The 18,836-nt window shown below is 37.3% G+C and carries 26 protein-coding genes and 1 other annotated feature; of the genes, 9 read left to right on the top strand and 17 right to left on the bottom strand.

Annotation, left to right across the window (positions count from 1 at the left end; translation table 11 throughout):
* Positions 1 to 353 precede the first annotated feature (353 nt).
* From BQ2679_RS06295 to rplJ, 9 genes are all read right to left on the bottom strand, one after another.
* Entirely contained in the window at positions 354 to 941 is a 588-nt protein-coding gene (locus BQ2679_RS06295) for a CPBP family intramembrane glutamic endopeptidase (protein ID WP_075567405.1), read from the bottom strand.
* A 2-nt stretch (positions 942 to 943) separates the two neighbouring features.
* Positions 944 to 1,177: a hypothetical protein gene (locus tag BQ2679_RS06290; RefSeq protein WP_000840776.1), complete on the bottom strand. Its 234-nt coding sequence runs from the start codon at positions 1,175 to 1,177 to the stop codon at positions 944 to 946.
* Between the two features lie 12 nt (positions 1,178 to 1,189).
* On the bottom strand, positions 1,190 to 1,570 hold the full coding sequence (locus tag BQ2679_RS06285) for a thioredoxin domain-containing protein (protein ID WP_001845485.1): 381 nt from the start codon (positions 1,568 to 1,570) through the stop codon (positions 1,190 to 1,192).
* Positions 1,563 to 2,012 carry a hypothetical protein gene (locus tag BQ2679_RS06280; protein WP_075567404.1) on the bottom strand — a complete coding sequence of 150 codons (450 nt, stop codon included), beginning with the start codon at positions 2,010 to 2,012 and terminating at the stop codon, positions 1,563 to 1,565. Before BQ2679_RS06280 ends, BQ2679_RS06285 begins: the two co-directional genes overlap by 8 nt.
* Positions 1,996 to 3,354: a DNA (cytosine-5-)-methyltransferase gene (gene dcm, locus BQ2679_RS06275; RefSeq protein ID WP_075567403.1), complete on the bottom strand. Its 1,359-nt coding sequence runs from the start codon at positions 3,352 to 3,354 to the stop codon at positions 1,996 to 1,998. The genes BQ2679_RS06280 and dcm overlap by 17 nt, the downstream gene beginning before the upstream one ends.
* Before the next feature lie 98 nt (positions 3,355 to 3,452).
* On the bottom strand, positions 3,453 to 4,229 hold the full coding sequence (locus BQ2679_RS06270) for a replication initiator protein A (protein WP_075567402.1): 777 nt from the start codon (positions 4,227 to 4,229) through the stop codon (positions 3,453 to 3,455).
* Positions 4,226 to 4,399 (bottom strand): hypothetical protein, encoded by a 174-nt coding sequence (locus BQ2679_RS10725; protein ID WP_000159607.1) that lies wholly within the window; start codon positions 4,397 to 4,399, stop codon positions 4,226 to 4,228. Before BQ2679_RS10725 ends, BQ2679_RS06270 begins: the two co-directional genes overlap by 4 nt.
* Before the next feature lie 201 nt (positions 4,400 to 4,600).
* On the bottom strand, positions 4,601 to 4,969 hold the full coding sequence (gene rplL, locus BQ2679_RS06265; RefSeq protein WP_001196964.1) for a 50S ribosomal protein L7/L12: 369 nt from the start codon (positions 4,967 to 4,969) through the stop codon (positions 4,601 to 4,603).
* 75 nt (positions 4,970 to 5,044) lie between these two features.
* Positions 5,045 to 5,545: a 50S ribosomal protein L10 gene (gene rplJ / locus BQ2679_RS06260; protein WP_075567401.1), complete on the bottom strand. Its 501-nt coding sequence runs from the start codon at positions 5,543 to 5,545 to the stop codon at positions 5,045 to 5,047.
* Between the two features lie 38 nt (positions 5,546 to 5,583).
* Positions 5,584 to 5,719: a sequence feature (ribosomal protein L10 leader region), on the bottom strand.
* Between the two features lie 172 nt (positions 5,720 to 5,891).
* Between rplJ and BQ2679_RS06250 the strand changes: the two genes are divergently transcribed.
* Together BQ2679_RS06250 and BQ2679_RS06245 are read left to right on the top strand one after the other, a co-directional pair.
* Positions 5,892 to 6,419 carry an ECF transporter S component gene (locus tag BQ2679_RS06250; RefSeq protein WP_075567399.1) on the top strand — a complete coding sequence of 176 codons (528 nt, stop codon included), beginning with the start codon at positions 5,892 to 5,894 and terminating at the stop codon, positions 6,417 to 6,419.
* Positions 6,420 to 6,436: 17 nt separating this feature from the next.
* Positions 6,437 to 6,952: a transcription repressor NadR gene (locus BQ2679_RS06245; RefSeq protein ID WP_075567396.1), complete on the top strand. Its 516-nt coding sequence runs from the start codon at positions 6,437 to 6,439 to the stop codon at positions 6,950 to 6,952.
* On the opposite strand, the gene BQ2679_RS06240 is transcribed toward BQ2679_RS06245, so the two are convergent.
* The 8 genes from BQ2679_RS06240 to BQ2679_RS06205 form a co-directional block, all read right to left on the bottom strand.
* The gene (locus BQ2679_RS06240) at positions 6,949 to 7,416 is read right to left on the bottom strand and encodes an 8-oxo-dGTP diphosphatase (protein WP_075567393.1); all 468 of its coding nucleotides are present in this window, start codon (positions 7,414 to 7,416) and stop codon (positions 6,949 to 6,951) included. The genes BQ2679_RS06245 and BQ2679_RS06240 overlap by 4 nt on opposite strands.
* A 19-nt stretch (positions 7,417 to 7,435) precedes the next feature.
* Positions 7,436 to 7,870: a hypothetical protein gene (locus BQ2679_RS06235; protein ID WP_075567390.1), complete on the bottom strand. Its 435-nt coding sequence runs from the start codon at positions 7,868 to 7,870 to the stop codon at positions 7,436 to 7,438.
* A 2-nt stretch (positions 7,871 to 7,872) separates the two neighbouring features.
* Positions 7,873 to 8,394, bottom strand: coding sequence for a hypothetical protein (locus tag BQ2679_RS06230; protein WP_083237585.1), 522 nt, complete (start codon positions 8,392 to 8,394; stop codon positions 7,873 to 7,875).
* Complete coding sequence (locus BQ2679_RS06225) at positions 8,391 to 9,017, bottom strand: NAD(P)H-dependent oxidoreductase (RefSeq protein ID WP_075567387.1); 627 nt, start codon at positions 9,015 to 9,017, stop codon at positions 8,391 to 8,393. Before BQ2679_RS06225 ends, BQ2679_RS06230 begins: the two co-directional genes overlap by 4 nt.
* Before the next feature lie 93 nt (positions 9,018 to 9,110).
* Positions 9,111 to 9,608: a GNAT family N-acetyltransferase gene (locus tag BQ2679_RS06220; protein WP_075567384.1), complete on the bottom strand. Its 498-nt coding sequence runs from the start codon at positions 9,606 to 9,608 to the stop codon at positions 9,111 to 9,113.
* A complete protein-coding gene (locus BQ2679_RS06215; RefSeq protein WP_075567382.1) occupies positions 9,574 to 10,137 on the bottom strand; it encodes a GNAT family N-acetyltransferase in 564 nt (187 codons plus the stop codon). The genes BQ2679_RS06220 and BQ2679_RS06215 overlap by 35 nt, the downstream gene beginning before the upstream one ends.
* Positions 10,138 to 10,146: 9 nt before the next feature.
* Positions 10,147 to 12,135, bottom strand: coding sequence for an excinuclease ABC subunit UvrB (uvrB, locus tag BQ2679_RS06210; protein ID WP_075567379.1), 1,989 nt, complete (start codon positions 12,133 to 12,135; stop codon positions 10,147 to 10,149).
* On the bottom strand, positions 12,125 to 12,751 hold the full coding sequence (locus tag BQ2679_RS06205) for a hypothetical protein (RefSeq protein ID WP_075567376.1): 627 nt from the start codon (positions 12,749 to 12,751) through the stop codon (positions 12,125 to 12,127). The genes uvrB and BQ2679_RS06205 overlap by 11 nt, the downstream gene beginning before the upstream one ends.
* A 176-nt stretch (positions 12,752 to 12,927) precedes the next feature.
* On the opposite strand from BQ2679_RS06205, the gene BQ2679_RS06200 reads away from it, so the two are divergent.
* The 7 genes from BQ2679_RS06200 to BQ2679_RS11005 all read left to right on the top strand — a co-directional run bounded on the left by BQ2679_RS06200 (position 12,928) and on the right by BQ2679_RS11005 (position 18,790).
* Entirely contained in the window at positions 12,928 to 14,373 is a 1,446-nt protein-coding gene (locus tag BQ2679_RS06200) for an amino acid ABC transporter substrate-binding protein/permease (protein ID WP_075567373.1), read from the top strand.
* Positions 14,373 to 15,113 (top strand): amino acid ABC transporter ATP-binding protein, encoded by a 741-nt coding sequence (locus BQ2679_RS06195; RefSeq protein WP_075567371.1) that lies wholly within the window; start codon positions 14,373 to 14,375, stop codon positions 15,111 to 15,113. Before BQ2679_RS06200 ends, BQ2679_RS06195 begins: the two co-directional genes overlap by 1 nt.
* Positions 15,114 to 15,262: 149 nt before the next feature.
* Complete coding sequence (zwf, locus tag BQ2679_RS06190) at positions 15,263 to 16,741, top strand: glucose-6-phosphate dehydrogenase (protein WP_075567367.1); 1,479 nt, start codon at positions 15,263 to 15,265, stop codon at positions 16,739 to 16,741.
* Positions 16,671 to 17,093: an RHS repeat-associated core domain-containing protein gene (locus tag BQ2679_RS11085; RefSeq protein ID WP_244491719.1), complete on the top strand. Its 423-nt coding sequence runs from the start codon at positions 16,671 to 16,673 to the stop codon at positions 17,091 to 17,093. Before zwf ends, BQ2679_RS11085 begins: the two co-directional genes overlap by 71 nt.
* A 114-nt stretch (positions 17,094 to 17,207) precedes the next feature.
* Positions 17,208 to 17,621, top strand: coding sequence for a hypothetical protein (locus BQ2679_RS06180; RefSeq protein WP_209444056.1), 414 nt, complete (start codon positions 17,208 to 17,210; stop codon positions 17,619 to 17,621).
* Positions 17,622 to 17,843: 222 nt separating this feature from the next.
* Positions 17,844 to 18,350, top strand: coding sequence for a hypothetical protein (locus BQ2679_RS06175; protein ID WP_244491718.1), 507 nt, complete (start codon positions 17,844 to 17,846; stop codon positions 18,348 to 18,350).
* A gap of 110 nt (positions 18,351 to 18,460) precedes the next feature.
* On the top strand, positions 18,461 to 18,790 hold the full coding sequence (locus tag BQ2679_RS11005; protein ID WP_209444055.1) for an RHS repeat-associated core domain-containing protein: 330 nt from the start codon (positions 18,461 to 18,463) through the stop codon (positions 18,788 to 18,790).
* Positions 18,791 to 18,836 lie beyond the last annotated feature (46 nt).

Genomic DNA, 18,836 nt, shown 5'->3' with positions numbered 1-18,836 from the left:
TTTTGCTAATTTCACATGGTTTTCACTTCACTAATATATTTACTTTAGAAAGCGCTTTAATTTTACCATTTTTTTATTTGTTATGCAATAGTTTGTTTGATTTGAAAAGTTTCACACTAAACGCTAGCAACTGAAATTTACTCTAAGACGACTCTGTTTTAGAGCTATTTGTCGTGCACCTTTTTCTGAGTCTTTTCGCTTTTGAACTCTTATATATCAAGAAAAAGAAAACCAGTGGAGGTTAGTCTAAGACAAATTTCCACTGATTTCACGTGTTTTTCTCATACTAAAAGCTAGGTTGTGGGAAACTGGAAGTTAGTTTTAGAAGTTACCTAAAAATCAGGTCACCTATTTTAAAAAAGCAGCAAACTATAAACTAGTAGGTTCCACACCAAATGTAGCTCCATACTGCCCCATAAGTCCGATTTATAGCGCACCATCCCTAAAAACATCCCAAGTGAAACATATAAACACCAAGCTAAAATGGTTCCTGGATGATGTACTAAGGCAAATAAAACACTTGTCAAAGCAACTCGAATATCTAATTTTCTAACCAAGTTCCATAAAATTTCTCGATACAAAAATTCTTCAACCATACTCGCATTGATTAAGAACAATAAAAATGAAAACCAAGGAACTTGATGTTGAAGCCCAATTAAGTTTGCTTGATTCGTGCTTCCTTGAGCATGAATCAGACTAAAACATAGACTTATAATCAGTAGGCTAACGAATCCAATACCAAGCCATTTCATCCTAGTTTTCATATTGACCTTATGCGCTTGTTTACGTTGACCATACATCCATAAAAAAGAAATGAGCGACGCACCATAAAGAATCTGTAGTATAGTTAACTCACCTATACAAAGCAATTTCAGTAAGTATAGAGATAGCAATAGGACATTAACTTGTTGGAATATATAAACTGGAATTATTCTTTTCATAGTTACCTCCGAAATAAATCTTCATAATCTAAATCTAATACCTGCACAATCCTTTCTACCCATGGACTTTGAGGCATTCGTTGTTCCATCTTATAGTGGCGAATCTTTTGATACAAACGATTCAATTCACTTGGATAGTGAAACTCTCCCGCAAACATTTTTCTGGTTAACTCAATCCAGCTGATATTTCTTTCAGCCAAAATAATGGACAAGTTCTCCCAAAATCGTTCAGCCATATTACTTCTCCTTTAGTTAGATAAATAATGTGTTTGTGCCATGTAAATCAATTGTTTCGTATCTCTTGGCAATAAAGCTCTAGCCTCTTCCAAATTCAGATTTGGATAAACCCGCTTATTTGAAACCGCAAGAGGAAGTCTGATGGTTAGTTCAGGATTTTTTAAAATCATCTCAACGAAATCCGTTAATCTTAGATTGTCACGGTTCTTAAATCGTAATAAATTGGGAGATAAAAATTCAAAACAATCTGAAGAATAGCTCATCATCTCAATTAATTTATCCTTTGTCATTTCAGAAACTGAATGACAAGATACCTCTATGCCATAGTTTTGGAAGAAGTCTAAAAGAAGTTGATTTCTTTGGCTATTTTTACTTAGATAGAGATCAATCATGGGAGACCTCCCAAAGATTCGGTTCCATTTGATATTCTGAGACGATTAAGGAATCTAATAAATTTGAGAAGTTAATCGGTTTCTTATCTTCATCAGAAGCTTTTACAGTTACTTGGGTTGTAAGTATTCCCTCTTTTCCCTCGGCTCGATAGCCTTGTCCATATAAAATAAAAACGAGATTTTGATGATCATCTACAAAGGCATCAACCCCATTCTTTATGTCTTGACTTTCAAGGAATTCCATAACGTTTTGAAGATAGGACTCGTAAAATAGTGGGTAGTTGTGTTTTTTATGGTAATCATCTAAAAATGTTACTTCAAACTCACATGGATAATTGGGTATCAAAAATAATTGTTCATCCAGCTGTTTGATTTCTGCATCATGTAATTCTGTTTCTAATTCATCACAATCTAGTATTGATTCTTTATTTAATGCTTTCATCTTTTTCCTCTATTTCTTTTAATTTCTTTGCGATTGCGGCAATCACAGGAACGGTTACACTATTACCAGCTTGTTTATAGAGCTGACTATTACTAGAGACTTTTCTAGCGGCTTCAAAAGCCCAATCAGGAAAGCCCTGCAAGCGAAAACACTCTTTAGGAGTGATTCGTCGTATCCTCAAACGGTAAAATTGTCCATCTATTAATACACCGGCTACATGATAAACTTGTTTATCTTCTCCTTCATAACTAGCAACTACTACTCCCATTTGTCCACTAGTTGTTAACGTATTCGCTATACCTTTTCCAACTCTACCACGACGATACTGAGAACTTGGTCTTTCCAAATTGATTGAATCTCCTATTTCTGCTTGAGCGTATCCTTTCTTCGTTGCTTCCCGTACTTTTAGAAATTTGATTGGTTCTGGAATTAGTATTTTGGGAATTTTATCTCCACCTTGCATTGTAGTCAGTGTTGGAGATAACCCCTCACTTCCATAAACTCGACCAGTTTCCTTAAAGCTAGTTGGTAAATCTCCAACAACGACAATACCATGGCGATCTTGAGTATTTAAAGTAAACATTGGCTCTTGATTATCCTTGAAACGTCTACCATTTTGTCTTTTTTCTAATCTGTCTGGTGTCATACAAGGAATCGCAACTTTAAATCCTTCTCCTTTTCCACGAACTAAGGTTGGCGCAAGACCTTCTGAATAATAGACTTTACCGCTCATTCCACTTTTTGATGGATTCAAATTCCCTAATGTTTTTAAAATCTCAGAGTTAGTTGCTTGACCTTCTCGTCTGAAAGGAAATAAGAGTCTGGTACTTTTCTTTCTAGAATGTCCGATAATAAACACCCTCTCTCTGTTTTGGGGAACGCCAAAATCCTTACTGTTAAGCACCTGCCACTCAACATCAAACCCCAACTCATCAAGTGTGGTAAGGATTGTGGTGAACGTCCGTCCCTTATCGTGATTGAGTAGGCCTTTAACATTTTCAAGAAAAAGAAAACGTGGTTGGATTTGTTTGGCCGCCCGAGCAATTTCAAAGAACAAAGTTCCTCTAGTATCTTCAAATCCCAATCGTCTTCCTGCGATAGAAAATGCTTGACAAGGGAATCCCCCACAGATGATATCGACTTTCCCTCTAAGTTTTTTAAATTCGTCATCTGAAACATCTCGTATGTCATGAAATTCAATTTCTCCTTCCGTTTGAAAAATGGACTTATAAGATTCTCTAGCAAATTTATCAATCTCACAAAATCCAATACACTCGTGTCCAACACTTTCCATTCCAAGCCGAAATCCACCTATACCTGAAAATAAATCAATAAATCTCATTTCTTGATCACCCCTTTCTGATCTACAATCAATGTCCAAAGAGTCAAACCACTTGAAATTAAAATGATCATAACTAATATCCACTCGATTGGCGACATTTAACCACCTCCTTTTCTAACACGGTTATTCCAAACAGAATACAAGCCGTTAAACACAAATTCAGCAAGCACTTCCGCTCGTCTAACAAAGCGAACATTATCTAGAGCATACCGATAGATTCTCTCAAAATCAGTCATAGCAATTTCACTGGCTGTTTCAGAAAAACCCTCTCGTCTAAATTGATCTTGCACCAATCCACAAATATAATCTCGATCATATTTTGTGACCTTCTCTACTTTTCTTTTCAAGATAGGTTGAGTATTCCTATCCTCCTCCTCACTAAATAAAGAATCAGTCTCACTATATTTAGTCTCACTAACTTCAGTCTCACTAGGGGCTGAATATGAGACGGGGGCCGTTTCATTTTCAACCTGCCCTAGTCTCTTTTTAACACTAGGCCTGTCAGAAATAGATACTGGGGTAGAAGATAATTCCCCTAAATAAATCTTATTAGCTAGTCTTCCTTTCTCACTTGAAGACTGTTGAACTTCATCAATTAAGTCATATTCTTTAAGAGTCTTTTTGATGGACAGTAATTTGGACTTCGAACAACCTAACAGCCTCATCAGTTTAGAATTAGAAAATACTAAATAGACCGCGTCTTCCTCATCTATCCAACCACGATTGAGAGATAATTCTAAACGATCTTTTAAAATAGAATAAGCCACCTTTACTTCTAGTTTCATATCCATATATTTCTCATCTTCAAAAAGAGTTTTAGGTAATTTATAATACCTTTCTGAAGTTTGGTATTGATTTGCGGTAATTCGTTTCATAGCGCTCCTCCAAGTTCTTTGAGTATTAAATCTCCACTTGATTCCAATCGAACCAAGCCACTTTTTTCTAATTCAGCCATAAGAGAGATGGCTTCAACAATGTCAATTCCCATTTCACGTACTAAAAATGAAATGACAATATAGCGTGATGATTGTAATTCTTTTGTCATTTTCCCTCCATAAAATAAAAAAAGGAGAACAATATTCAACTGTTCTCCAAAATAATTTTATTAAAAAGAAAAACCCTGCCAAATTAATTTTTGGTAGGGTTTTTGGCAGGAAACTAAATTAATTTATCAGTTTCTAAAATGTGTTCACGATTCTAAAAGGCTGATACTATAGTATTCCGAATTCTAATTGGTATATGCCTCTTATTTAAGAGTAACTGAAGCTCCAGCTTCTTCCAATTTAGCTTTGATTTCTTCAGCTTCTGCAGTTGGAACGCCTTCTTTGATGACACCTGGTGCACCATCAACAAGTTCTTTAGCTTCTTTAAGTCCAAGACCAGTAATTTCACGTACAACTTTGATAACGCCGACTTTCTTGTCACCAGCAGCTGTCAATTCAACGTCAAATGAGTCTTTAGCAGCACCAGCGTCAGCAGCACCAGCTGCAGCAACAGCTACAGGAGCAGCTGCAGTTACACCAAATTCTTCTTCGATAGCTTTTACAAGGTCGTTCAATTCAAGGATTGAAGCTTCTTTAATTTCAGCAATAATATTTTCAATGTTCAATGCCATTGTTATTTCCTCCAAATAAGTTTAAATTTAATTTTGTTATTTTTTTGTAGCTAGGCTACGCTGCGTAGCTTATAATTAAGCTGCGTCTTCTTTGTTGTCTGCAACCGCTTTGACTGCAAGAGCAACGTTGCGCACTGGCGCTTGAAGTACAGAAAGGAGCATAGAAAGAAGTCCTTCGCGGTTTGGAAGAGTTGCAAGAGCAACGATTTCTTCTTTTGATGCGACAGCGCCTTCGATTGCACCACCCTTGATTTCAAGTGCTTCAGCGTTTTTAGCAAAGTCGTTCAAGATTTTCGCTGGTGCGATAACATCTTCGTTAGAAAATGCTACTGCAGATGGTCCAACAAAAACAGATGCAAGATCTTCAAGTCCAGCTTGTTCAGCCGCACGACGTAAGATTGAGTTTTTAATAACTTTATACTCAACTTCGCTTCCACGAAGCTCACGACGAAGAACTGTATCTTGCTCAACTGTCAAACCACGAGCGTCTACAACGACGATAGATGCAGCAGCTTTCATTTTCTCAGCCACTACGTCAACTAGTTCCGCTTTCTTAGCAATAATTGCTTCACTCATTAGTGTGTTCACCTCCGTAATTATTTTGCTTGGGGAATTTTTCCAAAAGAAAAACGCGCCCAAACCTAGACACGAAAGTACAATACGCTTCTTTTTACATGATACGTTTTGTCCTCGGTAGGATTTTTATGAGTCTTGCTCCCCTACTGTCTTAGGCAGTTTTTTCAAACCATCAATTAGTTTAACATACTTGAGAATATAAAGCAAGAGTTTTCTCCTGTTTTTTTAAAAATTTTGTCTTTTTTATTTTAGATTGAAATGTACATGTGACATGAGTTTCTATACTTGACATGTCTGTTTATTTATTGTACTATACAACTGTATATACATTTAAAAAGGAGTTATTATGAATACACATAAGAAAACACAATTTATGACTTTGACAGCACTGCTGACTGCAATCGCAATCCTCATCCCCTTAATAATGCCCTTCAAGATTGTTATTCCACCCGCTTCTTACACTCTAGGAAGCCACGTTGCAATCTTTATTGCTATGTTCCTTTCTCCTTGGATGGCAATCTTTGTCATTATAGCTTCTAGCCTAGGATTCCTCATGGCTGGTTATCCAATTGTCATTGTACTTCGAGCTTTCTCCCATATCTTTTTCGGAACTTTGGGAGCCTTCTATCTGCAAAAACATCCTCAAACCTTAGATAATCCAAAATCCTCTTTGATTTTTAACTTTATACTAGGTTTGGTTCATGCCATCGCAGAAGTTTTTGCTTGTATTATCTTTTATGCGGGAACTGGAACAAATGTAGAAAATATGTTCTATGTCTTATTTGTCTTGGTCGGTATTGGTACAATTATTCATAGTATGGTAGACTATTACTTAGCATTAGCTGTTTATAAAGCATTGAAAAAACGCCGTTAAGCTTAAGAAAGAAGAATATGACAAAAAATCGAAAAGAAGCACTTCTACAACTCTTAGAAAAAGCTCAAAAACCTCTAAACGGAAAAAGCTTAGCAGAACATTTTCATGTCACTCGCCAGATTATCGTTCAGGACATTGCAGTTCTTCGTGCAGACGGTGCTCCTATCTTATCAACCAATCGTGGCTATATTTATAAAGAAAGCAAAACCAATCCGTATGTTCACAAGCTGTTTAAAGTAAAGCACGAGATGGAAGAAATCGGTCAAGAACTTCTAGCTATCGTCGATAATGGGGGGCGTGTTCAGAACACCTTGATTGATCATCCTGTCTACGGGGAAATTGAAACCTTGCTCAAACTCTCTTGTCGCCGTGACGTTCAGCATTTTTTAGAGCAAGTCGAACGGTCTGACTTTAGAGCACTTTCTGAATTAACAGATGGCGTCCATTATCACCTAGTCGAAGCTGAAAACGAACAAGACCTCCTCTATATCGAGAAGGCCTTGGACAAGTTAGGTTATTTAGTAAAGGATTAGAATATCTTCTTTTCCCATCCATCTTCTGTACGATGACGATAGAAAAATCCTGACTTATCTGGAGCTTCCATCATCTCCATCAAGGGTAACATATCATAGGCCAGATTCAAATTTGGAATCTGGTCTTTTTGTACCCAGGAAACTTCTCCTTCATCTGAGGAACGAAGGGTACCAGAGAACTCAGTAGCCTTATAACAAAAGACAATATAACGCTCACCTGTATCCAGTGGCCAATTTTTAATACCAACTAGTTGAGGATTTCTGATAGTTAGACCTGTTTCTTCATAGATTTCACGAATAACAGACTCTGCAAAGGCCTCTCCATCTTCAATATGACCTCCTGGAAAAGTATAACCAGACCAGTGGTTACTTTCGGGTGATCGATACTGCATAACCACGCGCTTCTTTTCAAGATCTTCAATCAGACAAATATTTGTTAAAATCGTTAATTGTGCTCGAGACATAGGATTCACTTTCTAAGGGTTAATTTTCTATCATGTACTTAACTTCAGACTTCATAATCAAAGGATTAATCCAGTCGTGATACTCTCGAATATCATCAAGAAAAAATCCTCTATTAATCCTTATCTCTTTGTCCTTACTATTGACTTGATAGTCTATACTGATAGGCATAGCTGAGTCTGGAATAAAAGATAGGAAAAAGAATATCACTAACCAGATTAAAAGAGCGAAAAAGCCACTGAGAGTCTGAAAAATTAAATGATGCCATTGAAAGATTCTAGTTTTATAGAAGATAGTCCATGGATGAATAAATAAAGTAAGGCAAAGACAAAATAACCAGATGTTCCACACAATAGGTGTAAAAGCAAAACCGAACAAGCCTAAGATAAAATGAATCAGGACAAATACAAGAAACATAAGGTAAAGAATCCTAAATATAGTTAGATGTTTTAGCATGATTAACTCCTTTTCTTTTTAATATATTTGGAAATTAAAATGATCAAAGTAGCCACTAAGAAGAAGGTTATATAAGTAAGAATTGGGAACCAAATATAGCGATGATCTAAGGTTAGCAAGGAAGGAATACTCTTTCTGTTTCGACTCGATATTCCAAAAAACAAGTGAAACAACAGACCTACTCCATTTAGGTACAAGAATGGATCTGCAAAATCATGTACTGTCAGCATTCCATCAAAAGTATATCTAAAAACACCGTGATAAAGCATGTTCGCTAAGAATATAAGATTCAGAAAGAGCGGAAAGACATAATTGAAGTTTTGATAGGGTTTTGGAATAAGAGTTGTTCCAAACAACAAATAGAATACCCCAAAAGCTGATAAAAAAAATATACTACTATCTAATAGAAAAGCTATTTTTGAATGTTGTAACAACCACAATTTTACTTTATCTAGCCAGCTCATTTTTCGATTTGGCTTATGGGACTTTTTTGATTTTTTCTCTTTTTTATTATCTTGTTTCATGATAGTTTCTTCACTTCTGCTGCGACCTTTTTGAGATGCTGTTCCCGCATACTAGCGGTATTCACATCCCGGCCGACTTCACCTAGTATGCAAACCCGCTTGGTTTTAATTCCACAGTGATTCAAGACGGCATTTTTCAAAACTGAGATGCCATAGCTATCTGGAATGTTGATAGGACCCGAAAAGATTTTGTACCACCAAGTGGGCGCCATGGAGGTTGCGTAAATACTGGCTGTTTTCCCTTTTAATAACTTTTTAAACTGCTTACCTCTAAGGTAATTCCAGATAAAACTCCCCTGATCATTAGCAGAGTACGCAATTCCTGGCGTGAAAACACGATCAATCCAACCCTTCAATAAACTAGGCATACTACTCCACCAAATTGGATAAACAAAAATGAAATGATCTGCCCACTGAATTAATTCCTGAGAACGAAGGATAAAAGAATCTTCGTCCATACGTTTTCGATAGCCATAACGTAAAACAGGATCAAAGTCCTCTTCATTAAGGTTGATGACTTCAAGTTCATGGCGACCTGAGTCAATGTTTTCTACAATGGTTTGAAAAATAGCCTGACAGTAACTTTCCTTATCAGGGTGTCCATTGATGACTAGAATTTTCATTCGTTCTCACCTTCATTTCTTTGTTTCATTCTATCTCTTTCACTCTTTACACTTGATTAATTGATAATAGTTCAAATATTGATAGATATGTCTTTAGGAATCTTTATTTAAAGAACACACCATCCGCAATTCCTTAACAGGTTTTCCAAGTTCAAGTATTTTTTCTTGACCATCAACAGTAAAACCCATTTTTTGATAGAAAGCAATGGCTCGCTTATTCTCTTTCAATACCCATAAATAAATCTCAGAAAAATGATCGAGAGCAACAAATGCAGCATGCATTAACTGTTCACTCACACCTTTTCCATAGTAATCTTTTAAAACATATAAGGCTATGATTTCACCAGCTTGAATGGCCTTATCACGAAAGTTTCCATAACTGATAAAACCAACTACCTTCATGCCATCCATCGCGATAAATGTATTTTCTGGATATTTTTGACTAAAGAATCGACATCTTTCTAATGTCATCGTCTCCTGAAACTCTGCAGGTAAAAGGTCATCATAAGCCTCTCTCCACGTTTGCCAGTGAACGAGGGACTTGCCTTCTATCTCTTCAGGAGTTTCCATCTGTTTGACAGTGATGACCATTTGCTTCCTCCCATTCTTCTCTCAAAATGCCATATTTAATACTATCAAAATATTTGCCTTGATAATAACGAACTTTTGGAATATGAGCTTCTTTTTTCATTCTTAATTTCTCAGCCAATTTCATCATACCAAAATTTCCTGACCAAGTTGTCAAACCAAGATGCTCCAACTCCAAGTAATCCTGAAATGTCCGATCTATCCACTGTAGCATAGCAGCTTTTCCAATTCCAGAGTTCCAAAATTTGTTATCATAAATACAAATTCCCAATTCCATCCATCTTGTTTGTTTACATACCCAGTAGCGCGAAACAGTCCCAACTAATTTATCATCAACAAAAATACCAAGGCGATTTGAGTTGTTTAGGGTAGATTCTGATTTTTGTAGTTTAAATTCTTGAAAATTAGGAAAATGCTGATAATCGTCATAATAGGGAGCATCATACTGCTTCCAAATTGGATTAGATTGTGAATAAGCAATTTCCCACAAAGACACCAAATCTTCTTCAATTAGTTTTCTTAAATCGATCATATTTATTCCTCAATCCAACGCCTTGACTTCCAACATCATATCACGAATCTGGGCTGCTAGTTCAAAGTCAAGCACTTCGACGGCTTCTTGCATTTGTTTTTCCAGTTTCTTAACCAATTCTTTACGTTCTTGTTTGTTAAGGCTATTGATATCGACTTCCTTGTCCTCTTCCTTGGCAACTACCTTGGTTACAGAGATTAAGTCACGGATTTCTTTCTTAATCGTTTGTGGCACGATACCGTGTTCTTCATTATAGGCCATCTGGATTTTCCGACGACGAGCTGTTTCATCGATGGCTTTTTGCATAGATTGAGTCATAGTATCAGCATACATGATGACATGCCCCTTACTATTACGAGCTGCACGACCGATGGTCTGAATAAGTCCACGCTCATTACGAAGGAAACCTTCCTTGTCGGCATCGAGAATAGCAACCAAACTTACCTCTGGAACGTCAATCCCTTCACGGAGCAGATTGATTCCGACCAAGACATCAAATACACCCAAACGCAGGTCACGGATAATCTCCGTTCGCTCCAAGGTTTTGATATCCGAGTGCATGTATTTAACCTTGATACCCATTTCTTTGAAGTAATCAGTCAAGTCTTCAGCCATTTTCTTGGTCAAGGTTGTAATAAAGGTACGTTCGTTCTTTTCAACACGGGCATTGATTTCACCCAAAAGATCATCAATTTGTCCCATAGTTGGGCGCACTTCTACTTCTGGATCCAAAAGACCAGTTGGACGAATGATTTGCTCAATAACGGTATCAGTCTGCTCGTGTTCATAATCACCAGGTGTCGCTGAAACATAGACGATCTGGTGAACATGACTTTCAAACTCTTCACGACGGAGAGGACGATTATCCAAGGCAGATGGCAAACGGAAACCATAATTCACCAACATTTCCTTACGTGAACGGTCTCCATTATACATGCCCTTTATCTGTCCCATGGTCATGTGGCTCTCATCAATCATAATCAAAAAATCATCTGGGAAGAAGTCCAGAAGAGTATAAGGAGGCTCTCCTTCACTCCGTCCATCCATGTGACGGGAGTAGTTTTCAACGCCGTTTGTATAGCCCATCTCACGGAGCATCTCGATATCGTACTCTGTCCGTTGTTTCAAACGTTGCGCTTCAAGGAGCTTACCTTCCTTCTCAAAGATAGCTAACTGCTCCTCCAACTCAGCCTCAATCTTAGCAATGGCTACTTCCATATGGTCATCATTGGTCACGAAGTGGGTAGCTGGGAAAATCGCCAAATGATCCACTTCGCCCAGAACTTGACCAGTTAGAGCTTCGACTTCACGAATACGATCAATCTCATCTCCGAAGAACTCAACACGAAAGGCATGCTCATCACGAGAGGCTGGGAAAATCTCCACCACATCCCCACGTACACGGAATCTTCCACGCTGAAAATCGATGTCATTGCGCTCAAACTGGATATCCACCAAATCATTGAGCAATTTATCTCGAGAAATCTCAAGACCCGGACGCAAACTTACCACACTATCAGCATATTCCTTCGGCGAACCCAAACCATAGATACAAGAAACTGATGCCACAATGATAACGTCATTACGCTCCAAGAGAGCTGAAGTTGCTGAGTGGCGAAGTTTATCAATTTCATCATTGACTGAACTGTCTTTTTCTATATAAGTATCGCTTGAAGGCACATAGGCTTCTGGCTGGTAATAATCATAGTAAGATACAAAATACTCAACAGCATTTTCAGGGAAAAATTCCTTGAACTCCCCATAGAGCTGGCCTGCTAGTGTCTTATTGTGGGCGATGACCAGGGTCGGTTTATTGACCTGGGCAATGACCTGGCTCATGGTATAGGTCTTCCCCGTACCAGTCGCTCCCATCAGGATTTGCGCCTTCTCACCACCCTCGATGTTATCCACCAACTGCTCGATGGCCTGCGGTTGATCCCCAGACGGTTGGTATTTGGAGACAAGTTTAAATTTGTTATTTACTTTTCTATCTATCATGACCGTTCCTTTCGTTTATATAGTCATTCATTTCTTGATCTGAGAAAACCTCTCCTCTATCAACGGGAATTCGTATGATTTGGTTCTTTGCAACATATTTTCTCTTCTTTGGCAACTGAAAACCAAGTTTTTTATCGAATTTGATCGCCGTCTCACTATCTTTGAATAGTATCATCAGAACCCGGTATCTTTTATTATCACCCAATTCAAATTGGGGGTATAAAAAGTATTCAATCCGCTTCAAATAATAAAGAAGAGAGGAAGAGCGCTTAATATCGGCTATGGGACTTGACCAATCTTTCATGACAAGGTCGATATCAGATAAGGGGATTTCAAACGTTTTTCGGCCAAAAAGTTTTCCATAATAGGTGAAGGTCTGCTCATCTACTTCTATTAATTTCTTTGTTTTACTAAAATTCATCATACCATCTACCGCATAAATACCGAAATATAGCGGAAGCAGAAGAAGGAAAAAGACAAAGAGTTTACCAAAATAATCATCATACAAAGAATCATTTAAAAGGGAAGAAATAATCAACCACAATGGAACGAGAGAAAAAAACAGGCCCAATGCAATTTGAACTTTAAGCAAGCCTCTGTCAAACTTAACAATCATCTTTTCTCCTTTCTAAGTACTCCTTCTATTTTACCATAAAAAGGAAAGAGTTTCTTTTTCTCAACAGACTACCTCATTTTGCCATATGTTATATCTTCTGACATGAAAACATAAAACATTTGCCGTTCTTTAAATTTTTTGATATAATTTGAAAATATCTTGAAAGGAGACATCACATGAAGAAAAAAATTCTAGCTTGTTTGCTAATTTTATTTCCTATTCTTTCACTAGGAATAGCAAAAGCCGACACAGAAAAAACCAAGTATGTTATCGCCAGTGACTCATCTTTTGCGCCATTTGTTTTCCAGGACTCAAGCAATCAATACACTGGTATCGATATGGATCTAATCAAGGCAATCGCTGAAGACCAAGGTTTTGAAATCGAGGTTACCAATCCAGGTTTTGATGCTGCTATTAACGCAGTCCAATCTGGACAAGCAGACGGTATCATTGCAGGTATGTCAGTGACTGATGCTCGTAAAGAAACTTTTGATTTCTCTGATTCTTACTATACAGCAAATACCATTCTTGGTGTTAAAGAATCAAGTACCATTTCTTCTTATGAAGATTTGAATGGTAAGACTGTTGGTGTGAAAAATGGTACTGCTTCACAAACCTTCTTAACAGAGAATCAAAGCAAGTACGGTTACAAGATCAAAACTTTTTCCGATGCTGCATCTATGTATGATAGCTTAAACACTGGTTCAATTGATGCCGTTATGGATGACGAACCTGTTATTAAATATTCTATCGGTCAAGGACAAAAGTTAAAAACACCAATCGCAGGTACACCAATCGGAGAAACTGCCTTTGCAGTTAAAAAAGGAAGTAATCCAGAATTGCTAGAGAAGTTTAACAAGGGACTCGCAAACCTTAAGGCGAATGGAGAATTCCAAAAGATTCTTGATAAGTATTTAGCTAGCGGTTCTACTACTACAACTTCAACCGCTGATGAAACAACTATCTGGGGCTTATTGAAAAACAACTACAAACAACTTCTCAGCGGACTTGGAATTACCCTCTCATTAGCACTCATTTCATTTGTTATTGCGATTTTCATCGGAATCATCTTTGGTATGTTTAGTGTCAGCCCTTATAAATCACTTCGTTTGATTTCAGAGATTTTCGTTGACGTTATCCGTGGTATTCCATTGATGATTCTCGCAGCCTTCATTTTCTGGGGAATTCCTAACTTTATCGAATCTCTTACAGGCCAACAAAGTCCAATCAACGACTTTGTCGCTGGTACTATCGCACTTTCCCTAAACTCAGCTGCCTACATTGCTGAAATTGTTCGTGGTGGTATCAAGGCTGTTCCTGTTGGACAAATGGAAGCCAGTCGAAGTCTTGGTATTTCATATGGAAAAACCATGCGTAAGATTGTCTTGCCACAAGCAACCAAGCTCATGCTTCCAAACTTCGTCAACCAATTTGTTATCGCTTTGAAAGATACAACGATCGTATCTGCAATCGGTTTGGTAGAACTCTTCCAGACTGGTAAGATTATCATTGCTCGTAACTACCAAAGTTTCAAAATGTATGCAATTCTCGCAGTTTTCTACCTTGTGATTATCACTCTTCTAACTAGACTAGCAAAACGCTTAGAAAAGAGGATTCAATAATGGCAAATTTAAAAATTGACGTTCATAACTTACATAAACAATATGGTAAAAACAAAGTCCTTAAAGGAATTTCAGCAAAATTCTATGAAGGAGATGTTGTTTGTATCATTGGACCTTCTGGTTCAGGTAAGTCAACTTTCTTGCGTAGCTTAAATCTCCTCGAAGAAGGAACAAAAGGAAGCATCACAGTTAATGGCTATGATTTGACGGATAAATCTACCAACGTAGACCATGTTCGTGAAAATATCGGAATGGTGTTCCAGCACTTCAATCTCTTTCCACATATGACCGTATTGGAAAATATCACTTTCGCTCCTGTAGAACATAAATTAATGACTAAGGCTGAAGCTGAAAAATTGGGTATGGAACTCCTTGAAAAAGTTGGGCTTGCTGACAAGGCCAATGCCAATCCTGAAAGCCTATCCGGTGGTCAAAAACAACGTGTAGCTATCGCTCGCGGTTTAGCTATGAACCCTGATATTATGCTCTTTGACGAGCCAACTTCTGCCCTTGACCCTGAGATGGTCGGTGATGTTCTCAAGGTTATGAAAGAGTTGGCTGAACAAGGCATGACCATGATTATCGTAACCCACGAAATGGGATTTGCTCGTAAGGTTGCCAATCGAGTTATCTTTACAGCAGACGGTGAATTCCTAGAAGATGGGACACCTGATCAAATCTTTGACAATCCACAACACCCTCGTCTAAAAGAATTTTTGGACAAGGTCCTCAATGCTTAAAAAACTGCAAGGGAAACCTTGCAGTTTTTTTCTTACTTATATTGGGATTTTGGATTTTTTTGAAAATTATGATAAAATAGAAGGTATCAAAATGAGGGTTTCCTCATGCCTAGAATATCTAGGAAAGTAAATAGAAATTAGGTAGCTGGATGTCATCAAAAGTTATTGTTACAATTTTCGGTGCTAGTGGAGACTTGGCCCATCGCAAGCTCTACCCTTCACTTTTTAGACTCTATAAATCAGGTAATCTTTCAGAGCATTTTGCTGTAATTGGAACTGCTCGTCGACCATGGAGTAAAGAATATTTTGAATCTGTTGTTGTCGAATCTATTTTAGACTTGGCAGATAGCGCAGAAGAGGCTCAAGAGTTCGCTAGTCACTTCTACTATCAAAGCCATGATGTCAATGATACAGAACACTATATCGAATTACGCAAACTTCAGGCAGAGTTAAATGAAAAGTATCAAACTGAAAACAACAAACTCTTCTTTTTATCTATGGCACCTCAGTTCTTTGGAACTATTGCTAAACATCTCAAGTCAGAGCAAATCGTTGACGGTAAAGGCTTTGAACGTTTGATTGTTGAAAAACCTTTCGGTACTGACTATGAGACCGCAAGCAAACTAAATGAAGAGCTTCTAGCTACTTTTAACGAAGAGCAAATCTATCGTATCGACCACTATCTTGGTAAAGAGATGATTCAGAGTATCTTTGCAGTTCGTTTTGCCAATATGATCTTTGAAAATGTTTGGAATCGTGACCACATCGATAATGTTCAGATTACATTTGCAGAACGCCTCGGTGTTGAAGAGCGTGGAGGCTACTACGATGAGTCTGGTGCCCTTCGTGATATGGTACAAAACCACACACTTCAACTTCTTTCTCTACTTGCTATGGACAAACCAGCAAGTTTTACCAAAGATGATATTCGAGCTGAAAAAATCAAGGTCTTTAAAAACCTCTATCATCCAACAGATGAAGAACTCAAAGAACAATTCATTAGAGGCCAATACCGTTCTGGTAAAATTGATGGTATGAAGTACATTTCTTACCGTAGTGAACCAAATGTTAACCCAGAATCAATGACAGAAACCTTTGCTTCAGGCGCTTTCTTTGTTGAAAGTGACCGTTTCCGTGGTGTTCCATTCTTCTTCCGTACAGGTAAACGAATGACTGAAAAGGGAACGCATGTCAATATCGTCTTTAAGCAAATGGATTCCATTTTTGGAGAGCCTCTAGCACCAAATATTTTGACCATCTATATCCAACCAACAGAAGGTTTCTCTCTCAGTCTTAACGGTAAAGAAGTTGGAGAAGAGTTCAAACTTGCACACAATTCGCTTGACTACAGAACTGATGCTACAGCTACAGGTGCTTCACCAGATCCTTATGAAAAGTTAATCTACGATGTATTGAATAACGATTCAACTAACTTTAGCCATTGGGAAGAAGTTAGCGCTTCTTGGGAATTGATTGACCGTATCGAGAAGTTGTGGGCTGATAATGGCGTTCCTCTTCATGATTATAAATCAGGTAGCATGGGACCACAAGCCAGCTTTGATTTACTTGAAAAATACGGTGCTAAATGGACATGGCAACCTGATCTACAGCCAGCTGACCGACAGTGAAAACCAGTATTATGATGAAGAGACCAGGCTGTATTACAACCTGATGCGGTATTATGAGCCTGAGGCCGGGCGGTTTGTAAATCAAGACCCGATTGGGTTGGTAGGTGGGGATAACCTGTATCAGTTTGCGCCAAGCTGGGCTGACTTTTTAGGTTTGTCATCAACACCTGTTACTATTACATTAAAATTTGTTACTGGAATGTCTCGTCGAGAATTCCAACGAAAAGCAGAAACATTAAAAAAACTCGGTGATGCAGGAAAATTAGTAACAATAGAAAAAGTTAAACGAGATCCCTCTGTAACTAAATGTTACAAAAGTGATTTAATTAAAAGAGTTTGGAGACAATATTAAGCCCGAAATCGAGACTTTGCAAATAAATTAATTGAGAGGGTAAAAAGAATAATGCAACCTGATTTGGAAATTGTTATGAATTTATCTTAAATAATTAAACATTATAGAAATTGTTTGTCTGACTTGCCTGATGCTCCTTTATACGGAAATATTCCTCAAGGTGCGGATAGGATAAGTGAACATCTAGAGCAATTTTTGGCACCTGAACATAAACAATTTTTATTATTATGTAATGGGGGTTCTTTTGGAGATATAGAATTATGGAATACAGAAGAGATATTGGATAGACAATATAGAGTACCAAAAAATATACAAGACTATACTTATGAAATAGGACAAGTTTTATATGAACCAATTTTTTTAAATAGGCTCAATGATCAAGTAACATTTAATGTTGATAGTAGAAAAAGTATTCCTTTCTCTTCATTTATTGAGGAATATATATTTGGAAGTAGATATAAATATATATTTGATGGTGCTGATATAGATGATATGTGGTACACCTTTCTACAAGATAACCCTATTTAGAATCTAAATTGTGTAAGGACGACCTCACTATCTTCTTTGAGGTCGTCTGAACCATTTGTTCTTTACCAATCTCATTGGCAGTTAACATAGAGGTCGTCTGAAAACGAACTTTCAGGCGACCTTCATCTTAAACTAACGATTAAGGTTTTTTACATGTATTTAAATATTAGTAATTATGATTATAAATTTTTTATTATTGATAGCAACAGATTAGAAGTATCAATGAAAAAAATTAGCAGTTTAAGAACTAAAAATATATTATCTTTTTGGGAAAAAAATATAGAACATTATATTACCTTATGCAAGGAGGGTTCATTATTTCCTATCCAAGATATAAATTCAGGAGAATTTAGTTTCTATATCAATGAAGAAAATATTCCAAATAATTGGTCATCAAAAAGAGCTTTCTCAGATTTTTACTTTAATATCCAACCTGAAACCAGACTATGGATAGTGAGTGATAGTGAATTATATAATTGGAAATACAATAATTTTAAAGAGTCAAATCAAATAACAATAGAAATTGATGGCGATTCAAAATTAATTGCCCATAGAATAGAATTAGAAATAGGAACATATGAATTAAACATATCTGTATTAAATAATATGCAGTACAATAAGCAAGAAAAAGAATTACCTGAATTTGGCTTTTTAATAAATTTTAAACGAGTAAATATAAAAAATATTGAAAATTATCCAACAGAATTTGACTTTAATGGCCGTAATTAATAACCAAGCTCTTGTTAATTCGATTTAGATTAAAGAAAACGTAGGTTGGCATAAATTAATGAACGTAGCAAGCCGTAGCCCACATGAAATCTCCAATCCCGACGTAGGGTGTGCGGTACGCACGCGGTTTCGCCTATCAAAACCACATCAACGAAGACGGCGAAAACCGCCAACAAACCCACTACTTCCACTGCGATCCAATCGGCATCCTTAGAGAGATGACCGATAAGGACGGTAATTTGCTGTGGTTCGGCAACTACACCGGCTGGGGTCGTCTGAAAGAGAAAACTAGAGTAACGGATAATGCTTACCAACCCTTCCGCCTGCAGAACCAGTATGCCGACCGTAAGACGGGGCTTTATTACAACTTCTTCAGGTACTACGACAGTAGAATCGGACGGTTTAACAATCAAGATCCCATAGGATTAGTGGGCTGGTAGAATTTTTATGCTTTTGCGCCGAATGCGCAGGAGTGGGTTGATCCTC

Source organism: Streptococcus timonensis, from assembly GCF_900095845.1.
Lineage (GTDB): Bacteria > Bacillota > Bacilli > Lactobacillales > Streptococcaceae > Streptococcus > Streptococcus timonensis.
The sequence above is the reverse complement of the archived record's forward strand: the minus strand, read 5'-3'. Positions and strand labels throughout refer to the sequence as shown.

What these genes read in the sequence shown, in the direction of transcription:
- BQ2679_RS06295 (WP_075567405.1), bottom strand. Translation starts at nt 941, where the DNA reads ATGAAAAGAATAATTCCAGTTTATATATTCCAACAAGTTAATGTCCTA.
- BQ2679_RS06290 (WP_000840776.1), bottom strand. Translation starts at nt 1,177, where the DNA reads ATGGCTGAACGATTTTGGGAGAACTTGTCCATTATTTTGGCTGAAAGA.
- BQ2679_RS06285 (WP_001845485.1), bottom strand. Translation starts at nt 1,570, where the DNA reads ATGATTGATCTCTATCTAAGTAAAAATAGCCAAAGAAATCAACTTCTT.
- BQ2679_RS06280 (WP_075567404.1), bottom strand. Translation starts at nt 2,012, where the DNA reads ATGAAAGCATTAAATAAAGAATCAATACTAGATTGTGATGAATTAGAA.
- dcm (WP_075567403.1), bottom strand. Translation starts at nt 3,354, where the DNA reads ATGAGATTTATTGATTTATTTTCAGGTATAGGTGGATTTCGGCTTGGA.
- BQ2679_RS06270 (WP_075567402.1), bottom strand. Translation starts at nt 4,229, where the DNA reads ATGAAACGAATTACCGCAAATCAATACCAAACTTCAGAAAGGTATTAT.
- BQ2679_RS10725 (WP_000159607.1), bottom strand. Translation starts at nt 4,399, where the DNA reads ATGACAAAAGAATTACAATCATCACGCTATATTGTCATTTCATTTTTA.
- rplL (WP_001196964.1), bottom strand. Translation starts at nt 4,969, where the DNA reads ATGGCATTGAACATTGAAAATATTATTGCTGAAATTAAAGAAGCTTCA.
- rplJ (WP_075567401.1), bottom strand. Translation starts at nt 5,545, where the DNA reads ATGAGTGAAGCAATTATTGCTAAGAAAGCGGAACTAGTTGACGTAGTG.
- BQ2679_RS06250 (WP_075567399.1), top strand. Translation starts at nt 5,892, where the DNA reads ATGAATACACATAAGAAAACACAATTTATGACTTTGACAGCACTGCTG.
- BQ2679_RS06245 (WP_075567396.1), top strand. Translation starts at nt 6,437, where the DNA reads ATGACAAAAAATCGAAAAGAAGCACTTCTACAACTCTTAGAAAAAGCT.
- BQ2679_RS06240 (WP_075567393.1), bottom strand. Translation starts at nt 7,416, where the DNA reads ATGTCTCGAGCACAATTAACGATTTTAACAAATATTTGTCTGATTGAA.
- BQ2679_RS06235 (WP_075567390.1), bottom strand. Translation starts at nt 7,870, where the DNA reads ATGCTAAAACATCTAACTATATTTAGGATTCTTTACCTTATGTTTCTT.
- BQ2679_RS06230 (WP_083237585.1), bottom strand. Translation starts at nt 8,394, where the DNA reads ATGAAACAAGATAATAAAAAAGAGAAAAAATCAAAAAAGTCCCATAAG.
- BQ2679_RS06225 (WP_075567387.1), bottom strand. Translation starts at nt 9,017, where the DNA reads ATGAAAATTCTAGTCATCAATGGACACCCTGATAAGGAAAGTTACTGT.
- BQ2679_RS06220 (WP_075567384.1), bottom strand. Translation starts at nt 9,608, where the DNA reads ATGGTCATCACTGTCAAACAGATGGAAACTCCTGAAGAGATAGAAGGC.
- BQ2679_RS06215 (WP_075567382.1), bottom strand. Translation starts at nt 10,137, where the DNA reads ATGATCGATTTAAGAAAACTAATTGAAGAAGATTTGGTGTCTTTGTGG.
- uvrB (WP_075567379.1), bottom strand. Translation starts at nt 12,135, where the DNA reads ATGATAGATAGAAAAGTAAATAACAAATTTAAACTTGTCTCCAAATAC.
- BQ2679_RS06205 (WP_075567376.1), bottom strand. Translation starts at nt 12,751, where the DNA reads ATGATTGTTAAGTTTGACAGAGGCTTGCTTAAAGTTCAAATTGCATTG.
- BQ2679_RS06200 (WP_075567373.1), top strand. Translation starts at nt 12,928, where the DNA reads ATGAAGAAAAAAATTCTAGCTTGTTTGCTAATTTTATTTCCTATTCTT.
- BQ2679_RS06195 (WP_075567371.1), top strand. Translation starts at nt 14,373, where the DNA reads ATGGCAAATTTAAAAATTGACGTTCATAACTTACATAAACAATATGGT.
- zwf (WP_075567367.1), top strand. Translation starts at nt 15,263, where the DNA reads ATGTCATCAAAAGTTATTGTTACAATTTTCGGTGCTAGTGGAGACTTG.
- BQ2679_RS06175 (WP_244491718.1), top strand. Translation starts at nt 17,844, where the DNA reads ATGAAAAAAATTAGCAGTTTAAGAACTAAAAATATATTATCTTTTTGG.